The sequence below is a fragment of the Pyrobaculum ferrireducens genome (genome assembly GCF_000234805.1).
Lineage (GTDB): Archaea > Thermoproteota > Thermoprotei > Thermoproteales > Thermoproteaceae > Pyrobaculum > Pyrobaculum ferrireducens.
Genome location: NC_016645.1, coordinates 2444210 through 2467972, shown reverse-complemented (window position 1 = coordinate 2467972; position 23763 = coordinate 2444210). Strand labels below are relative to the sequence as shown.

The 23763-nt window shown below is 56.9% G+C and carries 28 protein-coding genes; 1 reads left to right on the top strand and 27 read right to left on the bottom strand.

Annotated features, from left to right (window positions below):
* Positions 1-161: 161 nt before the first annotated feature.
* The 22 genes from P186_RS13690 to P186_RS13585 form a co-directional block, all read right to left on the bottom strand.
* Positions 162-488: a helix-turn-helix domain-containing protein gene (locus tag P186_RS13690; RefSeq protein WP_014290122.1), complete on the bottom strand. Its 327-nt coding sequence runs from the start codon at positions 486-488 to the stop codon at positions 162-164.
* Between the two features lie 33 nt (positions 489-521).
* Positions 522-1457 carry a hypothetical protein gene (locus tag P186_RS13685; RefSeq protein WP_148683121.1) on the bottom strand — a complete coding sequence of 312 codons (936 nt, stop codon included), beginning with the start codon at positions 1455-1457 and terminating at the stop codon, positions 522-524.
* 165 nt (positions 1458-1622) lie between these two features.
* The gene (locus tag P186_RS13680; protein ID WP_148683120.1) at positions 1623-2858 is read right to left on the bottom strand and encodes a PaRep2b protein; all 1236 of its coding nucleotides are present in this window, start codon (positions 2856-2858) and stop codon (positions 1623-1625) included.
* A gap of 99 nt (positions 2859-2957) precedes the next feature.
* Complete coding sequence (locus P186_RS13675; protein WP_148683119.1) at positions 2958-3311, bottom strand: hypothetical protein; 354 nt, start codon at positions 3309-3311, stop codon at positions 2958-2960.
* A 324-nt stretch (positions 3312-3635) separates the two neighbouring features.
* A complete protein-coding gene (locus tag P186_RS13670) occupies positions 3636-4568 on the bottom strand; it encodes an ATPase domain-containing protein (RefSeq protein WP_014290117.1) in 933 nt (310 codons plus the stop codon).
* Positions 4561-4773 carry a hypothetical protein gene (locus tag P186_RS13665; RefSeq protein WP_148683117.1) on the bottom strand — a complete coding sequence of 71 codons (213 nt, stop codon included), beginning with the start codon at positions 4771-4773 and terminating at the stop codon, positions 4561-4563. The genes P186_RS13670 and P186_RS13665 overlap by 8 nt, the downstream gene beginning before the upstream one ends.
* A gap of 35 nt (positions 4774-4808) precedes the next feature.
* Complete coding sequence (locus P186_RS13660) at positions 4809-5216, bottom strand: hypothetical protein (RefSeq protein WP_014290115.1); 408 nt, start codon at positions 5214-5216, stop codon at positions 4809-4811.
* Entirely contained in the window at positions 5200-5784 is a 585-nt protein-coding gene (locus P186_RS13655) for a hypothetical protein (RefSeq protein WP_014290114.1), read from the bottom strand. Before P186_RS13655 ends, P186_RS13660 begins: the two co-directional genes overlap by 17 nt.
* Positions 5762-6679 (bottom strand): P-loop NTPase family protein, encoded by a 918-nt coding sequence (locus tag P186_RS13650; protein WP_014290113.1) that lies wholly within the window; start codon positions 6677-6679, stop codon positions 5762-5764. The genes P186_RS13655 and P186_RS13650 overlap by 23 nt, the downstream gene beginning before the upstream one ends.
* Entirely contained in the window at positions 6676-7452 is a 777-nt protein-coding gene (locus tag P186_RS13645) for a hypothetical protein (protein WP_014290112.1), read from the bottom strand. The genes P186_RS13650 and P186_RS13645 overlap by 4 nt, the downstream gene beginning before the upstream one ends.
* Complete coding sequence (locus P186_RS13640) at positions 7452-8225, bottom strand: hypothetical protein (RefSeq protein ID WP_014290111.1); 774 nt, start codon at positions 8223-8225, stop codon at positions 7452-7454. Before P186_RS13640 ends, P186_RS13645 begins: the two co-directional genes overlap by 1 nt.
* Positions 8226-8250: 25 nt before the next feature.
* Positions 8251-10227: an ATP-binding protein gene (locus tag P186_RS13635; protein ID WP_014290110.1), complete on the bottom strand. Its 1977-nt coding sequence runs from the start codon at positions 10225-10227 to the stop codon at positions 8251-8253.
* The gene (locus tag P186_RS13630; RefSeq protein ID WP_014290109.1) at positions 10224-10553 is read right to left on the bottom strand and encodes a hypothetical protein; all 330 of its coding nucleotides are present in this window, start codon (positions 10551-10553) and stop codon (positions 10224-10226) included. Before P186_RS13630 ends, P186_RS13635 begins: the two co-directional genes overlap by 4 nt.
* On the bottom strand, positions 10550-10957 hold the full coding sequence (locus P186_RS13625) for a hypothetical protein (protein ID WP_014290108.1): 408 nt from the start codon (positions 10955-10957) through the stop codon (positions 10550-10552). The genes P186_RS13630 and P186_RS13625 overlap by 4 nt, the downstream gene beginning before the upstream one ends.
* Positions 10954-11457, bottom strand: a complete 504-nt coding sequence (locus P186_RS13620) for a hypothetical protein (protein WP_014290107.1) — start codon at positions 11455-11457, stop codon at positions 10954-10956. The genes P186_RS13625 and P186_RS13620 overlap by 4 nt, the downstream gene beginning before the upstream one ends.
* Before the next feature lie 271 nt (positions 11458-11728).
* A complete protein-coding gene (locus P186_RS13615; protein ID WP_014290106.1) occupies positions 11729-12121 on the bottom strand; it encodes a hypothetical protein in 393 nt (130 codons plus the stop codon).
* A 1-nt stretch (position 12122) separates the two neighbouring features.
* Positions 12123-12359: a hypothetical protein gene (locus P186_RS13610; protein WP_148683116.1), complete on the bottom strand. Its 237-nt coding sequence runs from the start codon at positions 12357-12359 to the stop codon at positions 12123-12125.
* Between the two features lie 34 nt (positions 12360-12393).
* Positions 12394-13092: a ParA family protein gene (locus P186_RS13605; protein WP_014290104.1), complete on the bottom strand. Its 699-nt coding sequence runs from the start codon at positions 13090-13092 to the stop codon at positions 12394-12396.
* Positions 13079-13516: a hypothetical protein gene (locus P186_RS13600; RefSeq protein WP_148683115.1), complete on the bottom strand. Its 438-nt coding sequence runs from the start codon at positions 13514-13516 to the stop codon at positions 13079-13081. The genes P186_RS13605 and P186_RS13600 overlap by 14 nt, the downstream gene beginning before the upstream one ends.
* A complete protein-coding gene (locus P186_RS13595; RefSeq protein ID WP_148683114.1) occupies positions 13507-13695 on the bottom strand; it encodes a hypothetical protein in 189 nt (62 codons plus the stop codon). The genes P186_RS13600 and P186_RS13595 overlap by 10 nt, the downstream gene beginning before the upstream one ends.
* Positions 13686-14369 carry a hypothetical protein gene (locus P186_RS13590; protein ID WP_014290102.1) on the bottom strand — a complete coding sequence of 228 codons (684 nt, stop codon included), beginning with the start codon at positions 14367-14369 and terminating at the stop codon, positions 13686-13688. Before P186_RS13590 ends, P186_RS13595 begins: the two co-directional genes overlap by 10 nt.
* 105 nt (positions 14370-14474) lie before the next feature.
* Positions 14475-15155, bottom strand: a complete 681-nt coding sequence (locus P186_RS13585) for a hypothetical protein (protein WP_148683113.1) — start codon at positions 15153-15155, stop codon at positions 14475-14477.
* A gap of 321 nt (positions 15156-15476) precedes the next feature.
* Between P186_RS13585 and P186_RS13580 the strand changes: the two genes are divergently transcribed.
* Entirely contained in the window at positions 15477-15944 is a 468-nt protein-coding gene (locus P186_RS13580) for a hypothetical protein (RefSeq protein ID WP_014290100.1), read from the top strand.
* Between the two features lie 68 nt (positions 15945-16012).
* On the opposite strand, the gene P186_RS13575 is transcribed toward P186_RS13580, so the two are convergent.
* The 5 genes from P186_RS13575 to P186_RS13555 all read right to left on the bottom strand — a co-directional run bounded on the left by P186_RS13575 (position 16013) and on the right by P186_RS13555 (position 23748).
* Complete coding sequence (locus P186_RS13575) at positions 16013-20098, bottom strand: hypothetical protein (RefSeq protein ID WP_014290099.1); 4086 nt, start codon at positions 20096-20098, stop codon at positions 16013-16015.
* A 199-nt stretch (positions 20099-20297) separates the two neighbouring features.
* Complete coding sequence (locus tag P186_RS13570) at positions 20298-21128, bottom strand: hypothetical protein (RefSeq protein WP_014290098.1); 831 nt, start codon at positions 21126-21128, stop codon at positions 20298-20300.
* Between the two features lie 82 nt (positions 21129-21210).
* Positions 21211-21453 carry a hypothetical protein gene (locus P186_RS14700; RefSeq protein ID WP_158307155.1) on the bottom strand — a complete coding sequence of 81 codons (243 nt, stop codon included), beginning with the start codon at positions 21451-21453 and terminating at the stop codon, positions 21211-21213.
* A gap of 33 nt (positions 21454-21486) precedes the next feature.
* Entirely contained in the window at positions 21487-21615 is a 129-nt protein-coding gene (locus tag P186_RS14695; protein WP_420835142.1) for a hypothetical protein, read from the bottom strand.
* A 630-nt stretch (positions 21616-22245) separates the two neighbouring features.
* Positions 22246-23748 carry an argonaute/piwi family protein gene (locus P186_RS13555; RefSeq protein WP_148683112.1) on the bottom strand — a complete coding sequence of 501 codons (1503 nt, stop codon included), beginning with the start codon at positions 23746-23748 and terminating at the stop codon, positions 22246-22248.
* Positions 23749-23763: the final 15 nt, after the last annotated feature.

Here is a 23763-nt window from a genome sequence, read left to right as displayed (position 1 = left end):
GTTAATACACGACGAGAAATGTCCCCGCCGCGGTCAATAGAGGCGGGGAATGTCCACGCTGTGGACATTACTCGGTGTTTATGTCAGCGCCGTAGTCAATAAAAGCGGGGAATGTCTCCGACGTGGACAGAACCCGGCGGGAAATGCCCCAGGCGTGGACGTCACCTGGCGTTTTCGTCCGCAGCGCTAGAGCTCAGCCTCCTCCTCAGAATCGCCACCCAGACGTTGTCTACAGGCGGAGTGCCCAGCCTCTCGGCGGCTTCCCTCCTCCCGGCGGCGCCCCCTCCCCCGGCTTTCTGCATATTTGCAGACTTCTCTACAACAACCACGCCACTCCCCGCGCCTGCGGCCCTGGCCCACCTCCTCACAGATCTCTCTGAGACGCCGAGGAGAGAGGCCACCTCCTCTACAGAAAACCCCCTCTCCAGAAGCCTAACGGCGGCCTCCCTCAGCCTCTGGCAACACAGTCGGCTTGGGGTCCTTGGCACGTAGACAGTTTTCAGTTGGCGGATAAGGGTTGTCTATCTGCGAAAGTCGCGGGGGTCGAAGCCGTATTGAGGTAGTAGTATGTTGTCTAGAGCTCTTTCGGTATCCGCGGGGTGGACGCCCTCGGCGAAGGCCACCACGACGGGGTGCCCCCAGAGGCCGAGGGCTGCGAGCACCTCCCCGGCGAAGTCGTCGAAGACATCCCCCGCCTCCGCGGCCATTTCAGCCAGTGCCAAAGCCACGTCGACGGGTAGCGGCACCCCAAGCCTCCTCAACAGCCTCTCCGCATCGGGGCGCCCCGCCGCCCGTAGCACCCTCCTGGCTTTTCCGAGACATCTAAAATTTAGGAGGGCCCGGGCTAGGCGGGGCGCGTCGCCGCCCACGGCGGCTACGGCGGGGGGGTTTAGGGAGAGGGCTGTGCCGAAGAGTGCCCATATCATAACCGCAGCCTTGACGTCTGGGGAGTAGGGTTCCCCCAGGACGACCACAGCCCCCCTCCCCACGAAAACCCCACCAAGGTTGATGTCTTCTTTTAGAAATCTGCCGGCGTATTCAAGACCCCAGTACGCCGCGCCGCGTAGCTTTTCGAAGCTCCACCTCTCCCCCCACCTCCCCACCCTCCTCCAGTTCAGCGGGGGGCTGTGGATGCAGTCGAGCCACGCCTCCTCGTCTTCGACTCCGCGGCATTTTTCACGCCACTTGTGGTATTTCCACTCCACGGCCTCCGCGGCTAGTAGAAGGTGGGGGAACTTCTCTCTTTCTGTATAGAAGTAGCGGGGGTGTATAACCCAGCGCCACCTCCGGTAGGCGGAGTCTCGGCAGTCTGTCTGGAAATCCGCCGGAGGCGGCTTTAGATATCTATAGATGGGGTAGCGCAGAAGCGCGTAGTCGGCAGATACGGCAAGCCGCTCCGCCTCCTCCTCCCGAAGCCCAGCCGCGAGGAGGAGGCGTTTGAAAAACCCGCAGACCATGTAGATAAACACACCCCTAAAATACAATCATCACGTTATTTGTACTGTGGTTCTCGTAGCCGCGAGTAGGTCTAGCAACTCGGCTATCCCCGCCCAGGGCGGCCCCGAGGGCGTCTCTCGTCTTTTATGTGTAGGCGGCGTAGGTGAGAAATACCGCGCAGGGCTTCACCCCACTCGGGTCTCTACCTCGCTACGTGTCCGTCTGACTTCTGTGAGCCTGTTTTTCCGACATACGCCCAGGGCGGCGCACACCGGCTCTAGGCGCATGAAGGCGGCTAGGGCGCCGCCTGTGAGTTGTATCTGTTTTGGCTTTCTGCTCCAGCTCTCTACGCCTAGTGCTTTCAGCACCGCCGCTGTCCTTTGGTAGTCTGCCTCGCGGCCTCCCTCGGCGCTGGCGTGTATAAATACATAGCCCCTAACCTCGCCGCGGTTGGTTTTGAAAAACCTAGCCTTCTTCTCCACAGCCGCACCGCGCCCATCCTCCGCCACCACAGCCTTGATCTTGACCACTAGGTGCTCCTTCTTCTCGCCCTTCTCTCTCCACGCCTCCACCTCCTCCACACGCACCCCCATCCTCCTGCCGTCTACCTCTACTTCTTTCTCAAAAGGCGGCTTTACGGAGCCCCACTGCTCCCACTCGCTGAAGCGCCGCTCTAGTTGCCTACGCACCTCCTCCCCCTTCACCTCTGCCTCCTTCAAGAGCATATCCCTCAGCCACTGCGCCTTCTTATCGCCGCGGCTGGCAAGCCAACCGATGTACTTGAGGCCGTCCACCGTTATGCGGACAAAGCCCTTCTCGCCCCCTCTCGGCTCTTTGGCAGTGAAGTGTACGAAACACCACTCCCCTTCGCATGTGTCCCTCATGCCCAGCCCCCGCAGAAACTCCACAGCCTTTCTAAAAGACTCCGGGTTTCTAGGCTGGCACCACGCATTCACAGCGCCGTTTTTTGCCAGCAATACTGAGAACCTAACCTCTCCCCACTCCGGCAACCCCCTCTCAAACTTTCCGGCCATGCGTCTGTAGGTGTCCGCTGACAACACACCCGCCTCTCTGCAGAGCCTAAGGAACTCGGCCGCCGCCTTTCTAACCTCCTCGTGTACGGTGTCTGCGGCTAGGGCGTTGGTGTAGACGGCTGTGTACCACTCGTCGCGGCTGAGCGATTTGTGGTAGATCTTCTTCACCTCTGCCCTCACCCCCACAGCCCTAAGTAAGGCGGCCTTCCATTCGGCATCCTCTCGGTTGGCTGTGCTGAAGTAAAGCACCACGGCGTTGTCTTTATCTAGGCGTATTGTATACTCCGCCGCCGCGCCGTCCGTCTCGACAACCAGCCTAGCCCTGGGCTTCCCGCCCTCCGCGGTGAAGTCCTTTATCCACGCCTTAACCCTCTCCGCCCTAGCCATGTCAACCATCTTTACATTATGGAAAAAATTTACTCAGCCGCCGGGAGTGCCGCCCCGCCGGCCGCCTCTACTCAGCGGCGCTCCAGCTCCAGCGCCCGCCTACTCCCCGCCGCCCAGCGCCTCTAGAGCTCTCCGCAGAGCTCTGCTCCCCTCTGCAACTACCGAGAGGGCCTCTCTGTAGTCGCGCCGGTCCTCCCCCTCCCTCAGCGCCCTTCTGGCAATCTCGACGGCTTCTCTATAGTCCTCGGCCACCTTTCTCAACAACTCCCAGCACTCCGCGCACGGGTCGGGCGCCCCGCCACCCTCTCCCGCCTCCTCCACCCCCTCTATCCGGCCTAGGTATGCGGTCCTCCTTACGGGGCCGTGCTTCAGCACTGCGTACAGCTTGTCCTCCCTCGCGTAGAGATACACCCACACCGGGCCAACGACACCAGAAGCCACCCTCCTATACATAATCACGCGGCGTCTCCACGCCCGCGGCTGTCTAGCAAAAACACGGCGTTTACACCACGGCGGTGGGCGCCGGGGGCTCCGCTGGATGTAAACGGGGCGCCGAGACCCGCTCCGCAATTTACACCCAGGCGGCATATGCCGAATTTTTCGCCGCGTGTAAACGGCGCACCGGGAGCCCCCCTCCAGTTTACATTTCGGCGATAGACGCCGGAAGTTGCGCTATTTGTAAACTGCGTGCCGAAATCCCCTCTCCAGTTTACACCCGGCGGCAGAAGCGCTACCTTTAGGCAGAGTGTAAACTGAGAGCTAAAGGCAAAAAACCCACTAGTAGAGGCCGTCATCTCGAATTTCGTAGCGGATTTCCGTGGTGGGTGCCATCCCCGGCACATCCAGCGGAATCATCACACCCTCCGCCTTCTGCTTATTAGGCCGGCGCATTAGGAACAACGCATGGACACCGTGCAATAAGACGTTGCCGCCGGCAGGCCTCTTGCTACTGAAAAAGTCCGGCACGTCGATAACTTGGTCCGTTAATATCGACAACGTCCCATAAACAGCGGCCATCCTCCTCAAAATGTCAAGGAAGTAGGCCAGTAGCTGTTGCCTCGCGGCAAGCCTTTCTCTACCCCTAAACTGGGCGCGCAGGGCGTGAGACACCATGGAATCCACAACGACAACATCCACAGCCCTAAGCGACAGCAAAACCTCCTTCAGATCGACGGGATCTATCACCTGAGTGATGTGTAGCCTCTCCGACAGCGCGGTCAAGTCGGAGCCGAATCTCTTAGCCACCCTCTCGAAGAGAGAGAGGTTCAGCGCCCCCTCGGTGTCTATATACACTACCCTTCTGCCACTAATAGCCGCCAGCACGGAGGCTTGAATTGCAAACATGGACTTGCCGGCGCCATACTCCCCGGCCAGCCCGTATATGTAGCCGAAACGCAGGCCGCCCCAAGGCGTCTTCTCGTCAAATTCGCTCACATGCGTCTTCAACACCTCGACAGCGGCGTAGGACTTCACAGCCTCCGACACCGGCACAACCCTCGCCCCGACGCCGGCGGCTCTCCTAACCGCGGCCAGCACCTCCTCGGCCTTCTCCAGGTCGTCCTCTAGCTCCAGTAGCTGGGCTAGCTCCACCACGTTCTTAACAGCCAAATGCTTCAAGCCGCCCAGCTCTGCGCACAGCTTGACCACGTCCTCCCTCTTCGGCCCCCTGTACTGCTGACACTCCTCGGGAGCCTCCGCCTTCTTAGGCACGGCCTCTCCCCACAGCCTCTTGGAAAAATCTTGCGAACTCGGCCCACTCCTCATCTGCGAAGAAAGCCGCCCCCAGTTCCCTCGCCAGGGCCTCGTCTCCGACGACTACTAGGAAGCACCTGCCGACGTGGCTGAGAAGCTCCTCCCTCGACTTGACGCACACCACCTCTGGGTGGTCGATACAGCCGCCATAGACGGCCAACATGCCGTAGAAGGGCATGTGTCGAAATAAATCTTTCGTCATCTCACAACTCTCCAAAACCTACCCCCTCTAAACAAAAGGACGGCGCAATTCTTGACTACCGCAACGGCGTCGTAGTCCCTTGTAACGACGGCGCAGCCAGCCCCGCACTCAGCTTCGCACAGCTCCGCGGCGTAGAGCTCCGCCGGCTTCTGCTCGGAGAGGCGGCAGTCGAGGCGGTACCTACGGCACGCCTCTAGATAGCGCCTAGCGAGGGGGGTGTGGGATTCATGCCACGCATCCACCACAAACGCCGCCTCCACACCGGCCTCCGCCGCAGATCTGAACAGCTCCTCTGGCTCGCTCAGCGCCGCCGCCACCGAAAAGACGTCTACGTAAAGCCTCCGGTAATTGGCCGGAGAGTCTGGCTTAAGCTCAAAGACGCCCTTCCTAGTCCTTACCTTCATGGAATTTTGCGACAAGGAACTTAGCCACGGCGAGGGGCACCTCCTCGCCGTCGGCCTCGTAGACGACGTAGCCGCCGCACTTCACGGCGACGTGCCTCTGCCTAGACACCACAAGCACTCTGAAACGCGGCGAGGCGAAGAAAGTCAAGTCTATCTTATCGGCGGCCGGCTTGACGTGCAACTCGCCGTTCGCCGATATGCGGCCTCTACAATCAACAACAGCCTCAGCCACGTACACCACGCCCCTCTCAGCCTTCTCCAAGGCCTTTTTGTATCTGCGGTACAACATTACGGCGGCCACATGGGTGCATATGTCTCTTCTGCGCTTGAGGCCGAACTGCGTGTAGTAGCAGGTGCAGAGCCACCTGCCCTCTGCAGAAGACCACCAGACCTGGTACAGCGGCTTCCAGTCGCCGAGCTCCCGCCTCCCCTCAACGACGTACAAGTCCTCCCTAACCTCCTTGACGTCGCCTAGCCTTAGGAGGGCTCTTTTAATCCAGCTCCTCGACTTGCCGGGGAAGTCCGCCCTAAGCGCCTCCACAGCTCTACGCAGTGGATCTCTCTGCATAGGGAGGCACGGTGATGCGGAACTGGGCCCATGTGCCTCTAAGCGGCAGAAGCTTGGCCAAGGCCTCAGCCGAGCGGAGAGAGGCGGCTCTCACGGTGACAAGCGCCTCGGAGGGCTGTAGCGGCGTTGTTTTAGACTCGTCCAAGTCCCAGTCTGGGAATCTGATCACCATCTTGACGTAGCCTAGGTGCCTCTGGAATTCTCTATAGGAGTGGGAAACTAAGACAAAGAAGCGTCCCCGCCCCCTCCCGGTGCGTAGGTGGTCGGTGAGGAGGGAGTACCTCGACGTGAAGGCGAGGAAGCGGTGGGCCTCGTCCACGACGTAGATGACGTTCTTCACGTCGCGCGTAAGCTCTAGATGCGCCAGCACGTAGGCCAGCCTCCCCACTCTATCCAGCCCCGAGACGTCGACGCACGTCGAGGCTCCGTGCCGGATGGGTACGTCAGTCTTCTCGAACTGCGCAACGTCGAAATGGACTAGACGCCTACGCAAGGCGTAGGCTGTGTCCATCTCGTGGGGCTCGGCCACGTCCAAGACGCCGCGCCTAACCTGCGAAAGGGTGCGCGCCCCCCTCTCCACAGTTCTGTGTAGCAGTTCCGCCATCGCGGGAGTCAGCAGATAGGGGTACTCGCCGTACGTGGCGGCCAGAGCCTCCTCCAAAATCTCAACGACGCGCGGAGTGGGGAGGTCTAGGGGGTTTACCGAAAACCTCCCCACGAAATCGCAGTTCCTAAAGTCGCCGGCCGTGTCGTAAACCACCACGGCGTAGTCATGCGGAATATCGCGGAGAGACCACTTGATGAGGGAGGTCTTCCCCGTCCCCGGGAGCCCCGTAATCAGCGCATTCCCCTCCACGGCCACCACCAGCTTGAATAGTTGGGTGTAGAGAGTCATATGCCCAGCGCCCTAATCCCCAGGTCTGTAAGCCTAACTGTCAGCGTCAACGCGTCTAGCCTTACCAGGCCTAGCTGTGAGGCTTTGACAACGGCTTGCCCGAACTTCTCCTGTGTGTATTTAAGCGATAGGAAGCCCCCGGCCTCCCACAGAGTGCGGAGTAGCTCTTTGACGTCGGGGTCCTCCACCTCTGCGGCTGGCGGAGGCGTGTACGCCCTACAGAGGCGGCCCCCGCTCCAAGCCTTCTTCATCGCCAACCCCTCGTACGTCAAGCCCTGGGCGGCTAGTACTACTCTGTCGGCGACAGCCGCCTTGGGGTCGTATGCCGACGTGTAGATGCGCAGAGTGCCAGACAGAGGCTTAGCCATGGCAAGAAGGTCTGTATACATGGGCCAGACGTCCGTGTAGACCTCGACGGCCCAGCCCCCGCCGTATTTTGAATCTAGGTGGTGGGCTAGGGCGAGACCCAGAGCCAGCTGAACCGGGTCCGCCATAGGGGCTTTGTACTGGAAGACGCCTTCCCCCGCCTCCAGCTGGGAGTAGTCCACGTAGCGGAAGAGGGCGCATAGAGGCGCGTTGCACTGGGCTAGCTCCGCCGTGTGCTTGGGAAAGAGGGGAGGGTTGTTATTCCTAATGAAAATTGTTGTAAAGACTAGGGAGCCCTCTGCAGTTAGCTCGAAGCCGAGGCCGGTTGTCTTCTCCGAGGGGCAGAAGGTGTACCGCGTCTTTGCAGGAGGCGGCTCTGCGAGGCCGCCTATTACAATCTCCAGCATCAGCAGGTTAGCTGTATCGGCACGCCTATGAGCTGTAGCAGTTGGTTTGCGTAGTGTGAGAAGATTGGGCAACCTTTGCCGAAGTAGTCCACTGCAAACCTCGCCTTCTTTGAGTCGTCTATCCGTATGACGGCGAGTCTGGCGGGGGAGGCGTTTACCACGTAGCCCTCGTAGCGCCATATGGAGTACAGCTCCTCCCGCTTTGGTGGCCTAACCACGGCGCGGCGGTCGCAACCCAGCACAAGGGCGTATCCCCCCGAGCGGAAGAGCTGGGCGATGTGCTCGATGGAGCCTCTCAAAACAAAGCCGTAGGCGCACAGCTGTTTCTCCACATAGCCGGCGATGTAGTAGCGGTAGTCCGGCTCAGTCCACCGATCAGCCTTCTTGACCCTCCGTAGCAAATAGAGCTCTTGTGGCGATTTAATAACGACGACGTCTCCCAGCCTCGCGTACGGCTCGTTCACCGGCATCCAGTAGACCGAGATGAAAAACGCCCTCTGCCTAATCGGCAGAACCCAGCCGGGCTCCACGGGAGGCGGTGGCGGCGTGCTAGCCACAGCTCCGGGCTCAGGCGCGTCAGCCTCAAAGCCGACAAGCGGCTCCCTAGGCGCGGCCGGGGTCTGCAGGCGGGAGCCGTCTCCGCCTAGCATCCTCCGCAGATACTCGGCCATGTCGACAGTCCCCGTCCCGCGCGCCGTCTCTTCTCTCGCCAGCGTCTGCGTCTCGCCGCAGAGATCGGGCCTCCTCACGCAGACCTCCCTCGGGTCGGTCATGGCGGCGCCGCTTTGTTCAACGCCTTCATGCCTTCAGCCGCATGTCCAGCGGTATCTTCATGTAGTACTTCATGCCGCGTGTGCCCACGATGAGCACCCCCATTGAGTATGGCCTTCTTTCAAGCGCCGTGGACTCCCTCGGCGTCACTGACGTCTGTAGGTAGTTCTCATCCGTCCTGGTAAGCCTAAGCTCCGCCACGGTGTCAGCCAGATAGATGTAGTTGCCCGAAAACACCACCACAAAAGCGGCGTTCTTCAGCACCTTGCGGGGAATGTCGTCGTGCGCCTGCACGATTAGCCATATGGAGAAGCCCCACTTCCTGCCGCCTAATGCATACGTCTTGACCTTGCGAAGCGCCGTAGACTCGATCTCCCCCAGCGCGTTTATGGCCACTGTGGAGCCCACCAAACGAGCCTCATCTACTATGACGACTGTCCTCAGCTTTTCGTGTCTCTGCCCCGCGAGGAGGGAGTAGTGGTATATCAAGAGGAGGGAGAGGTAGAAGGCCAGCATCTCCTCGTCCTCGGCCACGGCGTCCATGGCGTAGACCACGTGGCCGCCCCCCACCTCCACAAACTCAGACGGGTACAGCCTAGCCAACGTGGCGGCCACATCCACCTCGCCACCCTCACCCCTCACCACCTCCACACTAAACTCCTCCAGGAGGCGTCTAAAGTACTTGTTTTTCGAAAGAGCGAGTACGCCCTTGGGTAGCTCCCTCGGCACGTTGACTACCCTGGCCCCCAGCAGCTTCGCCAGCTGTCTGTAGTCGCCGTGGGGGTCGATGACGACGAGGTCTACGCCCAGATCGGCAAGCTTTAGGGCCCAAGTCCCAACCGTCCACGACTTGCCGGTGCCTGAGGCGCCTATAATTACTGCGTGCGCCGTGGGTAGGGCGTCTATGTCTATGCCGACGGGCCGGCCGAATCTGTCAAGGCCAAGCTCAAGCCTCCTCCCCACAGCCATGGTGGAGCCGCCGTAGAACACGGGAAACCTAGCCAAGTCGTGTGAAAGCGCCTTGACGCCGTTCCTCAAGACCCAGAAGTCGTACGCGGCGATCCAGTCCTGCGTCATGTATATGGAGTGGAGGTCTTTGCTACCAAATGGGTAGATCTTGACGGGCCTCTCGTTGTACCTAGCCATCCTGTCTATGAACTCTGACAGCTCCCTGATTCTAATAAGACGCTTGCCCGTGTCTCTCCCCTCGTAGGCCTTGACGAATTTCTTCTGGACCTCGCCCGGGCTCCAGTCCGTAAAGGCCACGGCCCACTTGGGCATGTCGGCGAAGGCTGTGGCCTCCGCCGACGCCATTGTCTCCAGCATGTCTCGCGAGGCGGGTAGGGCCGATGCTCTGGACATGTGAGACACGGCGGCTGTGAGGAGGGGCTCCCGGTGCCACCTCCTCACCCGTCTGTATACAAACAGCCACAGCGGTATCACCAGCAGAAACCAGCCGCTGGACACGAGGGCCAGTAGGAAGAACGCCAGCGACGTGGCGTAGGGCCACGCCGCCGGAGGCTTCTGGGAGCTGGATATCCAGGGCCTCACTCTCCTCAGCACGAAGTACTCCCCCAGCACCTGCTCCACCTGTCTCAAGCGGTCTGGGGCGTATTTCCTAGTGGTGTACCGTATGTACTTCATCTCCCCGACGACGATGTAGGTTACCCACTCCCAGCTCTTCAGCGAAAGCTTCGAGTAGAGCTCGTGGAGGCGTGGAGCCGCCTCTATGCCGTACACCGACAGCACCGGCTCAGCCGCCCAGAATATGTGGTACAGCCTGCGGCGGGGGTCGTACGCCGCCTTGACGCCCGGCTCCTCGTAGAGCACTCTCACAGGCTCCAGAGGGGCAACCCGCGTGTATATCCACACCAGCACCTCCTCACCCCACGCCAGCACCGGCAGTACGGCTAGAAGGGCCAGAGGCGGATACGCCTTGGCTAGTATGGCTATCGCCAAGAGCGACAAGCCGAACAGCGCAAGGGTCTTGTCGTAGTAGTTCATGGCCTAGCCGCCTCCTCAGCCTCTTTGTAGCGGCCGCGCCACAGCAGATCGACAACTTTGGCGATGTCGGCGCCGGTCCAGGCGGCTTTGAATATAATGTCGCGGCTACGCTCGTCGTCCCAAAGCGCGACGAGCTTCCGGTAGCAGTCAAACACCTCGGGGCACGTCGTCGCCAGGTCGTACAGCTCTGGGAACATCGGCTCCACCCCCAGCTCCCTCCAGAGAGTGGCGAGATCCACCACGCGGGGGCGCCACTCCGGAGGCGGAGGCGGCGCCTCCCTCCTCACCGGCTCTCTGCTTAGCAGAGTCTTAAACTCCTCAGTCATGGCTCCACCAGCTTCTTAGCCTCGTCTATTCTGCCCTCTAGTATCAGTTTTGCAACGTGTTCCGTGTCCAGCCCCGCCATGGCCGCCTCAAACAGCAACCACTTATGCGGCGTCTCCCAGACGTCGATAAACATGGCGTAGCACCTCTGCCAGTCTCTACAAGTCTTAACAGCCATGTCGTACAGCTCCGGGTAGAGGGGCTCCACCCCCAGCTCCCTCATGACTCTCTCCAGCGGCACGGTCTTGGGCCTCCACCTCTCCGGCGGAGGCTCCGGGATTCTAACCTTCTCCTCCGGCCTAAATTTCAAAGCCTCCTCCCTCTGCCTCTTCAACATCTCCATTAGCTCCTCCCGCGGCGACCTAGGCCTCTCGGCCTTCTCCGCCTTCTTCTTACGCCCTATCATAGCCACTGCACTATCTGTCTCAACACTCGGCCTATCCTCCTCCTGAACCGCGTCAGCTCTGCGGCTAGGAGGGGGTGAACGCCTTCGCGCATGTACCAGCTTATCTCGCGTATATGCGGTATCCAGCCTCTCACCCAGGCGGAGAGGGTGCCGGCCTTGTTTATGACGATGTAGTAGCCCCTCCTCTCCAGCGACTCCACGTCTATTCGCCGCAGGTCTGTGGGCTCCAACACGGCGATGTATTTGTCTGCCGGCGGTATTTCGTAAATCGCCGAGGTGTCGATGACGGCGTACCTAACCTTCATCTGAAGAGCCTCGGCTGGCTCCGCGGCGAGGGGGACGAGCCCCTTTACAAGGCGGGCACCCGTCTTGTCGGGCGTCGCGTCTATGAAGACGGCCTTCCCCGGCGCCGCCCAGTGCATGTAGAGGGCGAGGGAGGTGGCGAGGAAGGTCTTTCCCGTGCCCAGGGGCCCTATCACGGCCACGGTTTTGAGAGTCATGTGGCCACTAGACAGGTTAGGGGGAAAAACCTTTTCACCTGTCTGAGAGATCTCTCTACGTAGTATTATAATAGTATAACCTCAGGCTCAGCTATATAAATCAAGGCGGTGTAGTATATAGTGATGTGGGGGTCGGGGTGCGCCCGGCGATAGATGAGCTGGCTTGGGGTTGCTGACGCCCTTCATCCCCCAAGATTCTTTAGATATAGGGATTATATAACGTGAATTATTGCAAATGACTATATTTTGGTATTTCACTATAGCTGGGGCGTTATGGGCGTATTTTCTGGGCGATGTTTAAGGCTAGGGTTTTAACAACGTCTAATAGGCGGGTTAGATCTCCGCGCCGTGGGGTGTTTTCTATCTCGGCTACCGCCTCGGCTACTGTATAGCCCTGTTTGACTTTTCTAGCGACGTATTCGGCGTATTTGGCGAGCCTCCCCCTCGCGGTTGATGCCAGCAGACGCCACTCCTCCTCCCCAAGCCAGACGCCGTGTGTGGCGGCTTTGAGGACTGCCTTGAGCATCTCCCTCTCAGAGATTCCCAGCGCCTCCGCTTGCCGGCAGATCCACTGAGCCGTCGACGCAGTCAGCCCGCGCCTCAGCGCCGTGTTCAAAATGCGGCAGTCCGGCCTGTCTCCGGCGCGCCCGCCGCGGCGGCGCATGTCACTTCTTTGTGAGTAGAATCAGAGCGAATTTGACGTATGGGTCGCTCACCGAGGAGAGGATCTTGACGGCGTAGTCCTGTGGGATGCAGCTCACTATCTTCACTGCCAAATCCTCAGGCATAGAGGCAATTGCTCTGACCAGCAGGTCCACCCAGTCCTCGGAGGGAGTTTGCGGAGATTGAGCCTTCTCTTGTTGATCCTGGGGCTGTCCCCTTAAGACACCAAGGTTCAGCATGTATAGCGTGGAGAGGAGGGGGAAAAACCTTGTCTTAGCTTTTGATTTTAGTTAACAACTCCTCCACCGAACGGCGGTTTTCTCTATCCCGCAGAATGGCGGCGGCTACGCTGTCCGCGTGGTACTGACGTATGTGGCCCACGTGTCTCAACACGTATGGGGTTATGCGCCTCGCCTGCAACACCTCCGTCCTGTCTATCTGGTTGATGACAACAGCCGACGCGAAGCCGGTGTACTTGTTGTACTGCTCGGCCTTGACATCAGACACTTTGCTGAGCATACGGCCGTCCCCCACAAACACTGTGTACAACCCAAGCTTCTGCATGGCTTGCAGAAGCTCTACTCTGAGAGCCGGGGTGGTGTCGATGACGACGGTGTCGACTGGTAACTTCTGTCTGTCGACGAATTCGGGGAGGTACTCAATCCACTCAAGAAGCGCCAGCTCCAGCTCCCTCACCACCGACTGGTCCTTCTGGTACAGCTCAACGGCGTCGTAGCCGGGGAGCACGTATAGGGTGGGGTTTACCTGGTGCAGATACGGCTGTCCCCTTAGAAAGGGCGCGACCCAGCCGGGTCTCCTGGGGACTCTGAAGAGCTGGCTCAACTCGGCCTTCTCCCAGTCTGCGTCTATGACGAGGGTGAAGCCTTTGGCTATTGACATCACGGTGGCTAGGGTGGTCTTGCCGACGCCGCCGTCGAGGGAGTAGACGGCGGCGGTTTTAATTTTCCGCATAGCTCTCCCCGCCCATCTTTGGATAAACCCTCTGTATAAACTTCTTGAAGGGCGGCGGCGCGTCCCCCGCCTCTCTCAGCGCCTCTCTGGCCTCGTAGTAGGCTAAGGCGGCGTAGTTTAGAAGAACGTCGTAGCTAACAACACCGCTCTTCGGAATTATCCTCCTCCGCGCCCTCCCCAAGACCTCCCTATCCAACTCCCTCCTCAACACGTAGCCCAGGTAGTTCTCGAACTCCGCCCTCACCACACCCCGGGGCTTAAGCACAGCGGCGAAGGCAGAGAGACAGAAAACAGCCAACACCCCGGAGACCCCGCCGCCTCTCTTCAACACCTCCGCGCATATACACCACGCAGCCGCCATCTCCTCCGCCAGCCCACCCAGAAGCGCCCTAGCCCTCTGAGAAGGGCGGCAGTCTACAGACATCTCCCAACCGCCGACAGCTGTGAACACGTCGAGACTCCCCCCAACCCGCGGCAGTCTACGGATCTCTCCCCACGCGGACGGCCGCCGTATTCGAGGCTCCTCCGCCCGCCGGAGGCGGCTCTCCGGCCGCCGCGGCTACGCGCATCCACGGCTCTCCCCGCCCGGCGGCCTACAGACATCTCCTAACCTCCGCGGCTTTTTCAGCTAGGGTGTAGAGCTCCCCGACGCCGAATTTTTTCAAAACCTCGACAACTACGCCGGGGGCGGAGGCAAGCCTCTCAAGCCTCGCCGAGGGTAGGCTGTCTAGAGCAACGGCGATGGAGGCCACCTCTCTAGGGTGGAGGAGGCCGGCCTCTCGGAGAGCCGAGGCCACTCTCTCCAACACGCCGCCGTCCACAACCACAGCCGCCGCCCTCCCAAGCCGAGGCGCTCTAGCTGTATACAGATGGCCGGCTTCTCCGTAGACAAGACGCCGCGCCGCCTCCTCAGCCCTCTCAGGGTCAAGCCGAGCCGCCAGCCTCACCCCCAACCTCTCCAACGCCAAGACATCCACCCGGTAGTGATCCAGAAGGCCGGCCCTCTTCACAGCTTTGACCAGCTCCGCCACCACGGCGTCGAAGCAGTCAGTCTCCACGACCGCGGCGGCTCTCAGCCCATCCCCCGGGTTGAATCTAGCCCTCCGGAAGCCCCCCGCCTCCACCACCAGAAGAACAGAGTCTAGGCCGAGCTTCGCGCCCCCAACCTCCACCACGAGGGGAGAGGATGCCCCCGGCAGCTCGCCCCTCACAACCTCCACAGCCCTCGCCGAGAGCACCTCCCCGACAGACGCCGGCCTAACCTCCACTCTACACATAGGTAAAGCGGTGGAGGTGAAAACTAGATAAAGACGGGCCCAGCGTCTGGAAGTCAAAAATTTGATAGACAAAAGCTGGGGCAGTATGTCTGTCTGCTGAGGTTTTCATATCTGTAGAGGGCTGGTGGAGTTCGTCTTGACCCACGTCTTTACAATTTTTAGCCTGGCTTCTGGCTCCACGTCTCTTATCCTCTCTAGTAGGTAGTCTGCCTCCGCCAGGGACTTCCTCTGGCATAGGTAGAGCCAAGCCGCTAGGTGGTGGTGCCTCCGCCTGGCGCCGCTCTCCACTGCGTATAGAGAGGCGGCTTCCCACGGGTCGGCGGGGATTTTTAGGCGTCCAGCCAGGGCCTCCACCACCCGGCAGAAGACCTCGAGAGGCCTCTCCACAGCCAGCGGACGCCCCCTCATGTACAGCCCGGCCTCCCTCAGAACCCTGGCTATGACGGGGCAGCGGGACGTCAAGATTCTGGGCAGGCGGGCTGGGTCCGCCAGCACGAGGCCTGGGCCGCATCTAAATACCAGCGGTAGCGCTCTGCCCTCACCCCTCGGCGTGAATTTCAGCAACGGCGTAAGCGGCGGGTTGCCCTCCACAAGCCCGCGCCACTCGGGGAAGAGCGGGCTGTAGACTTCGCCTATATACGCGGCGAGGACCCACGGCCTCTCGTAGGCCACCTCCTCCAGCGCCCTCTCCCCACCAGCCGCAGTCTTCAGCCGTCTGTAGATAGGGCCGAGCAACACCGGCCACTCCTCCACCCGGGGGTGAGCCAGCAGGTGAGGAGGAAACACAAGACAATAAAATCTGAAAAATATAAACTTAAAGTTTCAATTTAAAACATCATTAAATTAGAATAATACAATTTAGTATAAAGCTTTAAAGAAAAGATTTATTTCTAGACGCCTGCGGAGCCGGGTCTTGGATTTATTTAAAAACTGAAATTAATCTTATCTGCCAGTTAATTACTTTCAGCCTACTCTCTCCCCGGCGACATGCTTTACCTTCTCGCATTCAGTTGTTTATAAAGGGAAGGCGTGTTTTTTAGTTTCGGTCTACCCCCGCATCTGTGTAAAATACATGGTGTGGATTTTTGGCGGTGCTTTACGTAGGGAGTGGATTTTGTGGAGCTTGGCAAGGTTTGGCGTGCGGTGAAGATCGCGGTTGGGCTTGGCGGCGAGGTGTCCTACTGGGATCTGCACAGAGCATTCGGCGGGGAGGCCGTCTACGTGCTGGAGAAGGCCCAGGAGCTGCGCCTCCTCAAGTGGACGAGGGTTGAGAGGGGCGGGAGGACGCGCGTCGTCTACCGCCTCACGAAGAGGGCCATCGAGATGATAGACTTGACAATGGACCGGTGCCCCGTGGAGGCCGAGGTGAGGAGGGGCCGTCTGTTGATCAGAACCCCACTCGGCACCTACGCCGCCGGCTACAGCCCGTCGGCTCTGCTGTCTCTGGCCGAGAAGCTAGCCGAGGCCTGCAGAGAAGACAGAAGGGAGATGCACAACAAGCTGAAAAGAGCCGCCGAGAGGGCCATCAGGATGGCCAGAGGGCTGGAGAAGTGGCTCGTCGGGACTCCTATCTAACGAGGCTTATTGGCCGCGGCGGCGTAGTCTAAAGACGCCTCTACCGGATGTTCGCCTGCCTCGGTTGGCTAGATGTGGAGGTAATAGAGTTTGAGTAGCGCCAGCTTTAAGTCCTCGCAGTTTTCCACTTGGCCGCCGCACTTCTCAACCGCCTTGGCCGCCTCGCCAAAAAGCGTTTTGAATATAGTCCCCTTATAGACGTATTTGCCTACCAGAGCATGCGCCCGCGCCAGCTCGAGATACCTCTCCCGCTCTGGGCCCCTGGCGCCTCTAGCCTCGTCGAGGGCCCTAAGCAGAAGAATTAGCTGGCCATGTGAGTCTATAGGCGCCAAAACCTGCACCAGCCCCCCGGCGTCAAGACGGTCCAGCACAGAAAGGAGCTCTGACTCTTCCCCATACAACTTTTTTACATGTATACGTAATAGGTCAGACGCCTCCATGTCGCCCATAACGGCTTTGTAGACGCCGAGACAAAATGCGAAAGGCCAAGCGTATTCCCCCAGTTGAGATGAGTTCCTCTCTTCAATTACGCGTTTGAATAATTCGGGTTGCACTTCGGCGGCTTCAGCACACAGCAACGCTATATCTAGGGACTCTGGCGGAACGCCCAGCGAAGCCGCCAGAGCTGGCTTGAGAAGCGGATCTATGCGGCCCCCTAGCGCCTTTAACAGCTCCTCGGCGTCTGGCGCCTCCACCTCCGCGCCGAGTAACCTCAATATGTATAGGGTGGCGACGTGTACGTAGTTTTCATATCTCAACAACCAGCCGCGTTCTCTCAACACCTCAGCCGCCTTCTCCATTCTGCCGGAAGCCGTCAGGTAGACAAGATACTCAGCCAGCTTGAAAGAGGCAATATACAACATGACGGCCGTCGGCTTTATGTGCTCCTCTGCCTCTTTCCACAGTTTTTCAAAAACCTCGCCAGCTTCAACAGCCTCGCTGAGGTCGCCGACCCTCAACACGCGGGCTCTAGCGGCTCGAGAAGAGTCGGTTAGGTAGTTTTCCCAAATCCCCAGCTCTTTGTTGAGCTCAGCGGCTTTGGCGAAATATTCCGCCGCCTCCTCTGGCTTGCCGGCGTCCAGCTTGGCCACCGCGAGGCTGGAGTACAGCTTAGCCTTAGCTTCAGAGAGCATCATCTGAAGCACCACCTGCTGCCTTACTGGGGATTTAGCGGCTAGGTACTTCTCCAGTTCTGGGCTTAGTTCGCCTTCCTCAGCTCTTTTCCTCAGCTCCGCCAGTTTTGACAACAGCTCGCCTACCTTCTTTTCAAACGCCTTCTCCAGAGACTCTACACAGCCCTCTCTTCCCCCTTCCGTGCACAGATCGACACCGCAAGGCGGGAGCCCTTTCTCGGCGAGCCGCCAGAGCGTGTAGATCTCCGCTATAGTTCTCAAATCCTGGTCTTGAATACCTCCCAAGAGTCGACAGACATCTCTACGCAACTTCTCGGCATCGGCATATTTTGTAGGCACTGCAGCGTAGGCGCTAGCGAGTAGCGCCTTGGCCCAGTCCTCCACCACCCGCTCCTTGACCCACTCAATCTCTTCAAAAATACGCCTGGCCAGTTCCGGCCGCTCAATCACCGCCGGCGTAGCCGCGACGTCAAGCACGGCGGCCCACCAATCCGGCGCGTATTCCCTCAGCGGCGAAAGCACATCGAAAATATCACCGACAGCGACTGGAAACACCGTGTGTCGCACAGCTGGCAGAGCCGCATATAGCGCCTTTACGGCTACCTCTCTATCCAGCGCCTCCGCCCTCGCCACCACTACGGCCAGGCCAAGGCAGTAGAGAAACTCCCATACCTTGGTGTAGCTTCTCTCTTTCCATGTCTTTACCAGTTTTTCCGCCTCCTCTAGCGCTCTGCCGTGTTGGCTTGCGAAGGACTTAGGCATCACGCCCCTCAAAGCCATCTCTTGTAAAAGTACGCGGGTGAATGGCGTTAGCTCGCCGTCGGCCAGCAGGTATTCGTCTATCACACACCCCCTCCCTATCCTCTCGACGGTGTTGCCTAGGTCCTCTCCAGCCTCTTTTGCCGCCTCGGCAAATGGCTTGTATGGTTGGTCAGCGATGGCGGCGCCGAGCATTAACGCAAATTTCTCTAGACAGACCGCCCCCTCCCACTCCCGTTCTAAATCAGGGCCGTGTTCCATCAAGAAGTCTTGGATGTTGTAACTCTCGACGCCGTATTTGGCCCATACGTCTAACTCTTTCAACATCTGCAACTCTTCTGAGGCGCGGCTTGACTTGGCTTGGGCGGCTAGTTTTAACGCGGATTCCACAAGGTAGTGGTGTCTTATCGAGAGCCAGCTGAATACTCTCTGAGGCAGGGCCTCTCTGCCGCAGCGGACGCCGTTGTACCTGGCCCATCTCCACTCAACCCACTTCTCCAGCAGAGTGGGCGGGATGAGGACGTCGCCTGGCCTCGCGGCCTCGGCGAAATCCGCCCTAGCCGCCAGCACGGCGGAGAACACCCAAGCCAAGTCGGGACACCTCACCTCGCCGCCACCCCGCTCAACCCCCAACACCTCGTTGACGTAGATGAGCATAAACCTAAGGGCCTTCCCCCCGGCCGCCCTCACCATCTCCTCTACTTTTTCTAGCTGGCAACCCCGCTCTCTCAACTCCTCGCCGACAAGCCTGGCGATTAGGGTGTAGCCCTCGTCGAATTTCGCAATCTCCCCGGCCAGGATCTTCAACCTCTCTCCCTCTAGCCGACAGCCGGAGTACCGCCTTATTACCTCGGCGAGGAACTCAACGCTCTTCAAATCAGGAGCGACGGGGGTTATGCGCCTCTTCACCTCCTCGCCCAGCGCGTTGTAGACGTCCGTCGGCAGTACCAAAACAACGGATGCTCTGGGTTGCTTCCCGCGGTGCGTCAAGTTGACGAGGTCAGCCACTACGCCGACGACCTCGGGCTTTGGCCTTTCCAGAGGTTTTTCAAGACCACCCAACTCGTAGAACCTAGGGGTCGTGGGGTCGTAGAACAAGAGGTAGCTACGGCCTCCCCTCTCCACCACCTCTGGCAGATCGTCAAGCTTCAGCCTATTCACGTTTATCACGCCTCTAACCGCCGCCCTCCTCAGAACCTCCGCCAGCACGGCTCTGGCCAGCGTGGACTTGCCGACTCCTCTTGGGCCGACTATGGCCAAGACGCCGCCCCTCTCCACAACCTCCCACACCTTCTGCTTAACCTCCTCCACTGCCTGTGTTAGGCCGTACCGCGCCGGGTCTACATACGGCGCGCCCATTACGTACAAGACTCCGCCTCTGCGCTCCACGCCCAGCTCCTCCGCCTCAGTGTAGACGGCGCTGTCAGGCATGAGCTTATCCTCAAGCACTGAGACTCTGGCCTCCAGCTCGGCCAGCTTCTCCTCGATTTTCTCCACCACCTCCTCCAGCCTCGCGGCGTCAATTCTGTAGAGCGCGTCCAGCGCCCCCTCCACCTCCTCTCCGCTTCTTCCCAGCTTCGCGGCGGCTCTCCACGCCAGCACCTTCCGCAGGTCCTCGTGTAGGCCTCTCCACCTCTCCCTCTGTTCTATCCACTGCGTAATCCAGTTTTTGCCGAAGACCTTTATGACAGCCGCCACCAGATCTAGAAATTTAGAAACGAGGAAGGCGTCGGCGATATGCAATACCTCCGTCAAAAACAACACCGCCTCCCTCAAGGCGACGTAGCCAATTCTCTTAAACACTTCACGCACCCTATCCCAGACATCTGGCGCCAGCAACGAGGAAAGCTCTTCATAGGCCTCTCTTTGCTCTTCTAGGTACTTCACGGCGGCCTCCTCGCCGCCCTCCCCCAGCCTCTTCAACACCTCAGCCACGAAGCCAGGCGGCATGTACCCAACGCCGAGGTACTCCACCGGCGTAAAATGCTGTTGGATGAGCTCGACGGCCCTCTTTGCGTCGCCGCTGGCGTACCTCTCCGCGTCGTCCCACGGGATGTAGTAGACAAGCCTATACAGCCCCCCACCCACCTCCTCGGCGAGTTCGCCCTTCTCAACGGCGATCTTCTCCCCGGCCTCCACCCCGTAGTTTTTTATGAAGAACGTCTTGCCGCTACGAGGCGGCCCAACCACCACGGCGGGGAAGGGGTACCGCTCAGCCCTCTTCTTGTTATACGGCGCGAATAAGTCGCCGGAAACAGCCACGGTGAAGTGGGCGGGTTTATATTTATCTCTCGTCTCAACAAGGTTATAGAGATCACCTCCAGCTCTGTATATGTGTCGTGTAAGTGTTTAGAAGCCCCTTTTAAGTGGAGTTAGTTTACTTACACATTCTCGAAACCTCTGCCTTTTCTATAAGGCAAAAAGGAGGTATCTGCACATCTCTAAGCCGGCGACCTGGGGCCTAGGTCTCGGGGGGTGTACCCCCCTCTAACAGATTTAAGAAGTCGCGTAGTGGAATAAGCTCTAGGGTAGATGTCAGGACATATAAGTGGGTGATCTCGTGTAGAGCTTTTTGCAAATCAGGTATAACTTTTTTTAACAACGGCATAGCTTCCTCACCCCTTATGCCAAATTTACACTCTTCTAGACAACAAAGCAGAGTTGCCAAATCTACAACGTGCATAAATCTGCACTCTCCAGTGTGTAATTCGCTGACGCAGTAGCTATTACAATACCTGCTTAGCTTACAAATGGCCGAATAGCACCTTACAAAATCCCGCCGATATGTCTTACGTTTAAGATTTGGAAACGGGAAACAGTTCCATAAACAGTTCCCATGCACATGTATTACATGTAACGTCGTAGTGTTCATTCGACTTAGCATTGTCAGACAACGTTCGGCGTCGTTTGGAAGCACAAAGGCCGTGGTTAGAGGTGCGTGGCGAAACGTCGCCATGCCGCCAGGCGGAGCATTGTATGGATCGACTAAGCCGTGTATTAGACCTAGGAATAGTAGTTCCTTTTTGGCTAGTTCTAAATATGCGTTAAAGAGGCCGCTCTTTACTTGTCCAATCTCGTACCTCCAGCTGAATGTGGCTAGCTCTGGTGCTTTAAATTCGATTAGTACCACCTTGGCGTTTTTGTAAACTAGGGATAAATCCCCAGGACCCTTAACGGTCTGTTTTAAATAACTATCATAGTGCCTCTCCCCTAGGACAAAGTCAACGACAGAGAGGGCTGAAATAATGGCTCCAATCGAGGGGTCTTCGTATACATACCTGCCTCTAGACATGAGGCGTAGAGTTTAACAAATTATTAACAGTGAACTACTACATCTACACCCTCCATGCCCACATCTTCATACTGCCTGCCGTCTAGCAGTTGAAAGTAGGCCCTATGTAGCTCTGTTGAAAGGGGGGCCGCCGGAAACTAAAGATAGCTGAAACACATACAGGCACCGAGCTCACGCCGACGACGTGATCAGAAATCGAACTGCCCCGCCTCGGCTGGGCAGTCGCCTTCGCCGCCATAGACAACCTAGTGGGAGGCGCCGCCAGCCAGGCAATCAACATCGCTATGGGCTTCCCAGAGGACGAGGTGCTGAGGACAATCCCCATCGCCCCCATATGATAGTCGTAAAAATAGGCGGGTCAGTAGTCTGCAAAGACCCCACCAAGATGATACAAAACCTCCCCAGCGCCTAGGCCTAGACCTATGGCCGCAAAAACCGGCGCAGATGTAATCATCGCAAGCGGACTCGCCGACAGCCCCATAGACACAGCCCTAAACAGAGCCGGGACGCATATAGTTCATAATTAACTTAAATTATCGTGGTGCAGTACATGAGAAACTGGACTTAGAGTAAAGCTGACGTAGTTTTGATTCGATATCATCCGTAACATAACCTCTAAGGAAATAACGAGCGTAGTCCGACATAGGGTTACTCCTCGCGGCAATACGCATAAGTTTCCTCTTAATTCTCCACCTCGTACACCGATCTTCACATGCTATATACTTTAGAAAGCAGTCCTGTGGAGATATACACCTCTGACAGAGCCCACATTTTATTTTATACTTATTAACAAAGTTTTTGAGTAAATTTCTAAAATCAATCTCAATATCTTTACTTAAAAATTTAGCTAATAACTTTAACTCATTTAGAATCACATAGCTAAAATAAACATTTAATGCATTCTGTCGAAAGTGTCTCTTTAGTTCCTTATAAAAATTGTAACACTCATCTTGTAGCTTCGGTGTCCTTTTAACACGACGACCGCGGCGTAGGTACTTCAGAGCATCAATGCAACACTCGACCTCTATAGATTTTAAGTAACTATCAACTATAGATTTAAGATAATTATTAACTAATTCTGAAATTAACTTTAACCATGAAAAAATATTTGCTAAATTTAATTCCATAACTTTATTTTGTCTTGTAAAGTTAACCACTTTAGATATCTTTTAGCGTATGTAACTGGCGCAATAGTTGAACGCCCCTTCATTATAAGGCTGGTAAAATCAAGCCATCTTAAATACAAATATGCTAATACCGGAAGTCTCCTGTCTATATTTCCGCTATTGTATGAAATTCTTATAGCATGATTAAAACTAGGCGGCTGAATTAACCAAAGATTCGAGTAATCAGAAAGACTTTTTACATGTATTGCTCTATTGCCCCCGATATTATACTTTGTTTTATAAGGCGACATAAAGACAATAGTCTTCCTTTTTAACTTCTTCCACATGAAGCGTTCAATTAAACTCAACTTCTTTTCAATTCCCCGTTCAACTTTCTTCCTAATTTCATCAGCCTCTATACTGGCAAACGCTCTACTCCTCACAACATACAAATTTTCCGGAGTTTCCCCAAACTTCTCTTTGTATTCCATAATCATCTCCACTATTTTACTACTGAATTTCTCCGCTTCGTCTTCTCCGAATTCCATACTGCCACCTTTTAGAACCTCATCAGTATCAACATAGTTCACCACTGAGCCAAGCCCTTCCATCAAAATAGCGACACCTTTGTAATAACCATTAGGCCCCCTCGCTAATGCAACCCCCACGTATAGACTCGCCTGCAACTCATAACATAACGCACAATTCGGCACTACTACCCCATATGGAATGCACCCGGCCTTAAAATACAGAGCTGCTACAAGATTCGCTGGGAAATAAAACCGCCGCTGTTCATAAGTTAAATTTGCAAATCTAGTTGAATTGATAATCTGTAATGAAGAACGTCCCCTTCCCAGCTTAAAGCTTTCTAACTTAAGCTGAGTAATCACATCTAAATGACTTTTCAAATAATTTTCACTTGCAATTAATAACGTAACAGTCCCACCTTTAAGCACATCTTCTAAACTTCCCTTCTTTTCTACATCACTCAGTCTAGTCATATCAGGTCGTCTAAATAACTCAGTAAACGGCTTAACTTCATATAGGAGTTTCTTGACGGCTACAGCCGCCCTTTTATCTTCATATAAAATAACCAATCGGGGTAATTCATCCTGTTCATCCTGGCACTCGTAAGGCGGGTTTTTAAGAATACCGTATGGAGTCTCTGTCACTACATTATTTCCAAATAGGAACCTTGGTTTAAATTCAAATCCCAGTACTTCATCTAAGGATTTTGCAGGTAAGGGTTGTAGATTATACGTGCCACTACCGCTGTCTGTGGTAAGAATTATTTTTGGATTCTCCTTCAAGTAGTATGCCTTACCTCCGGACCTCCTCAGCTCTGAGACCACTTTTTTCGCACATTCATACGGATAATCCTGACAGCTCAAACCATCTATCTCCGTTTCCAACAATTCATGAGGAATAAGTATTCTTCTTATATCGCAGCGCCAGTTTTTATTACTATAGGTATCTATGTATGGGGGGAGAGACTTCCCGGGGGACCTGACCATATGATGAGAAGTATA

Coding starts and splice junctions, on each gene's coding strand:
- P186_RS13605 (WP_014290104.1), bottom strand. CDS start 13,092: ATGCGGAAAATTAAAACCGCCGCCGTCTACTCCCTCGACGGCGGCGTC.
- P186_RS13655 (WP_014290114.1), bottom strand. CDS start 5,784: ATGCAGAGAGATCCACTGCGTAGAGCTGTGGAGGCGCTTAGGGCGGAC.
- P186_RS13570 (WP_014290098.1), bottom strand. CDS start 21,128: ATGTCTAGAGGCAGGTATGTATACGAAGACCCCTCGATTGGAGCCATT.
- P186_RS13595 (WP_148683114.1), bottom strand. CDS start 13,695: ATGTCTGTAGGCCGCCGGGCGGGGAGAGCCGTGGATGCGCGTAGCCGC.
- P186_RS13610 (WP_148683116.1), bottom strand. CDS start 12,359: ATGCTGAACCTTGGTGTCTTAAGGGGACAGCCCCAGGATCAACAAGAG.
- P186_RS13660 (WP_014290115.1), bottom strand. CDS start 5,216: ATGAAGGTAAGGACTAGGAAGGGCGTCTTTGAGCTTAAGCCAGACTCT.
- P186_RS13665 (WP_148683117.1), bottom strand. CDS start 4,773: ATGTTGGCCGTCTATGGCGGCTGTATCGACCACCCAGAGGTGGTGTGC.
- P186_RS13640 (WP_014290111.1), bottom strand. CDS start 8,225: ATGACCGACCCGAGGGAGGTCTGCGTGAGGAGGCCCGATCTCTGCGGC.
- P186_RS13675 (WP_148683119.1), bottom strand. CDS start 3,311: ATGTATAGGAGGGTGGCTTCTGGTGTCGTTGGCCCGGTGTGGGTGTAT.
- P186_RS13555 (WP_148683112.1), bottom strand. CDS start 23,748: ATGGTCAGGTCCCCCGGGAAGTCTCTCCCCCCATACATAGATACCTAT.
- P186_RS13680 (WP_148683120.1), bottom strand. CDS start 2,858: ATGGCTAGGGCGGAGAGGGTTAAGGCGTGGATAAAGGACTTCACCGCG.
- P186_RS13635 (WP_014290110.1), bottom strand. CDS start 10,227: ATGAACTACTACGACAAGACCCTTGCGCTGTTCGGCTTGTCGCTCTTG.
- P186_RS13685 (WP_148683121.1), bottom strand. CDS start 1,457: ATGGTCTGCGGGTTTTTCAAACGCCTCCTCCTCGCGGCTGGGCTTCGG.
- P186_RS13615 (WP_014290106.1), bottom strand. CDS start 12,121: ATGCGCCGCCGCGGCGGGCGCGCCGGAGACAGGCCGGACTGCCGCATT.
- P186_RS13620 (WP_014290107.1), bottom strand. CDS start 11,457: ATGACTCTCAAAACCGTGGCCGTGATAGGGCCCCTGGGCACGGGAAAG.
- P186_RS14700 (WP_158307155.1), bottom strand. CDS start 21,453: ATGGGGATTGTCCTCAGCACCTCGTCCTCTGGGAAGCCCATAGCGATG.
- P186_RS13625 (WP_014290108.1), bottom strand. CDS start 10,957: ATGATAGGGCGTAAGAAGAAGGCGGAGAAGGCCGAGAGGCCTAGGTCG.
- P186_RS13645 (WP_014290112.1), bottom strand. CDS start 7,452: ATGCTGGAGATTGTAATAGGCGGCCTCGCAGAGCCGCCTCCTGCAAAG.
- P186_RS13600 (WP_148683115.1), bottom strand. CDS start 13,516: ATGTCTGTAGACTGCCGCCCTTCTCAGAGGGCTAGGGCGCTTCTGGGT.
- P186_RS13590 (WP_014290102.1), bottom strand. CDS start 14,369: ATGTGTAGAGTGGAGGTTAGGCCGGCGTCTGTCGGGGAGGTGCTCTCG.
- P186_RS13630 (WP_014290109.1), bottom strand. CDS start 10,553: ATGACTGAGGAGTTTAAGACTCTGCTAAGCAGAGAGCCGGTGAGGAGG.
- P186_RS13650 (WP_014290113.1), bottom strand. CDS start 6,679: ATGACTCTCTACACCCAACTATTCAAGCTGGTGGTGGCCGTGGAGGGG.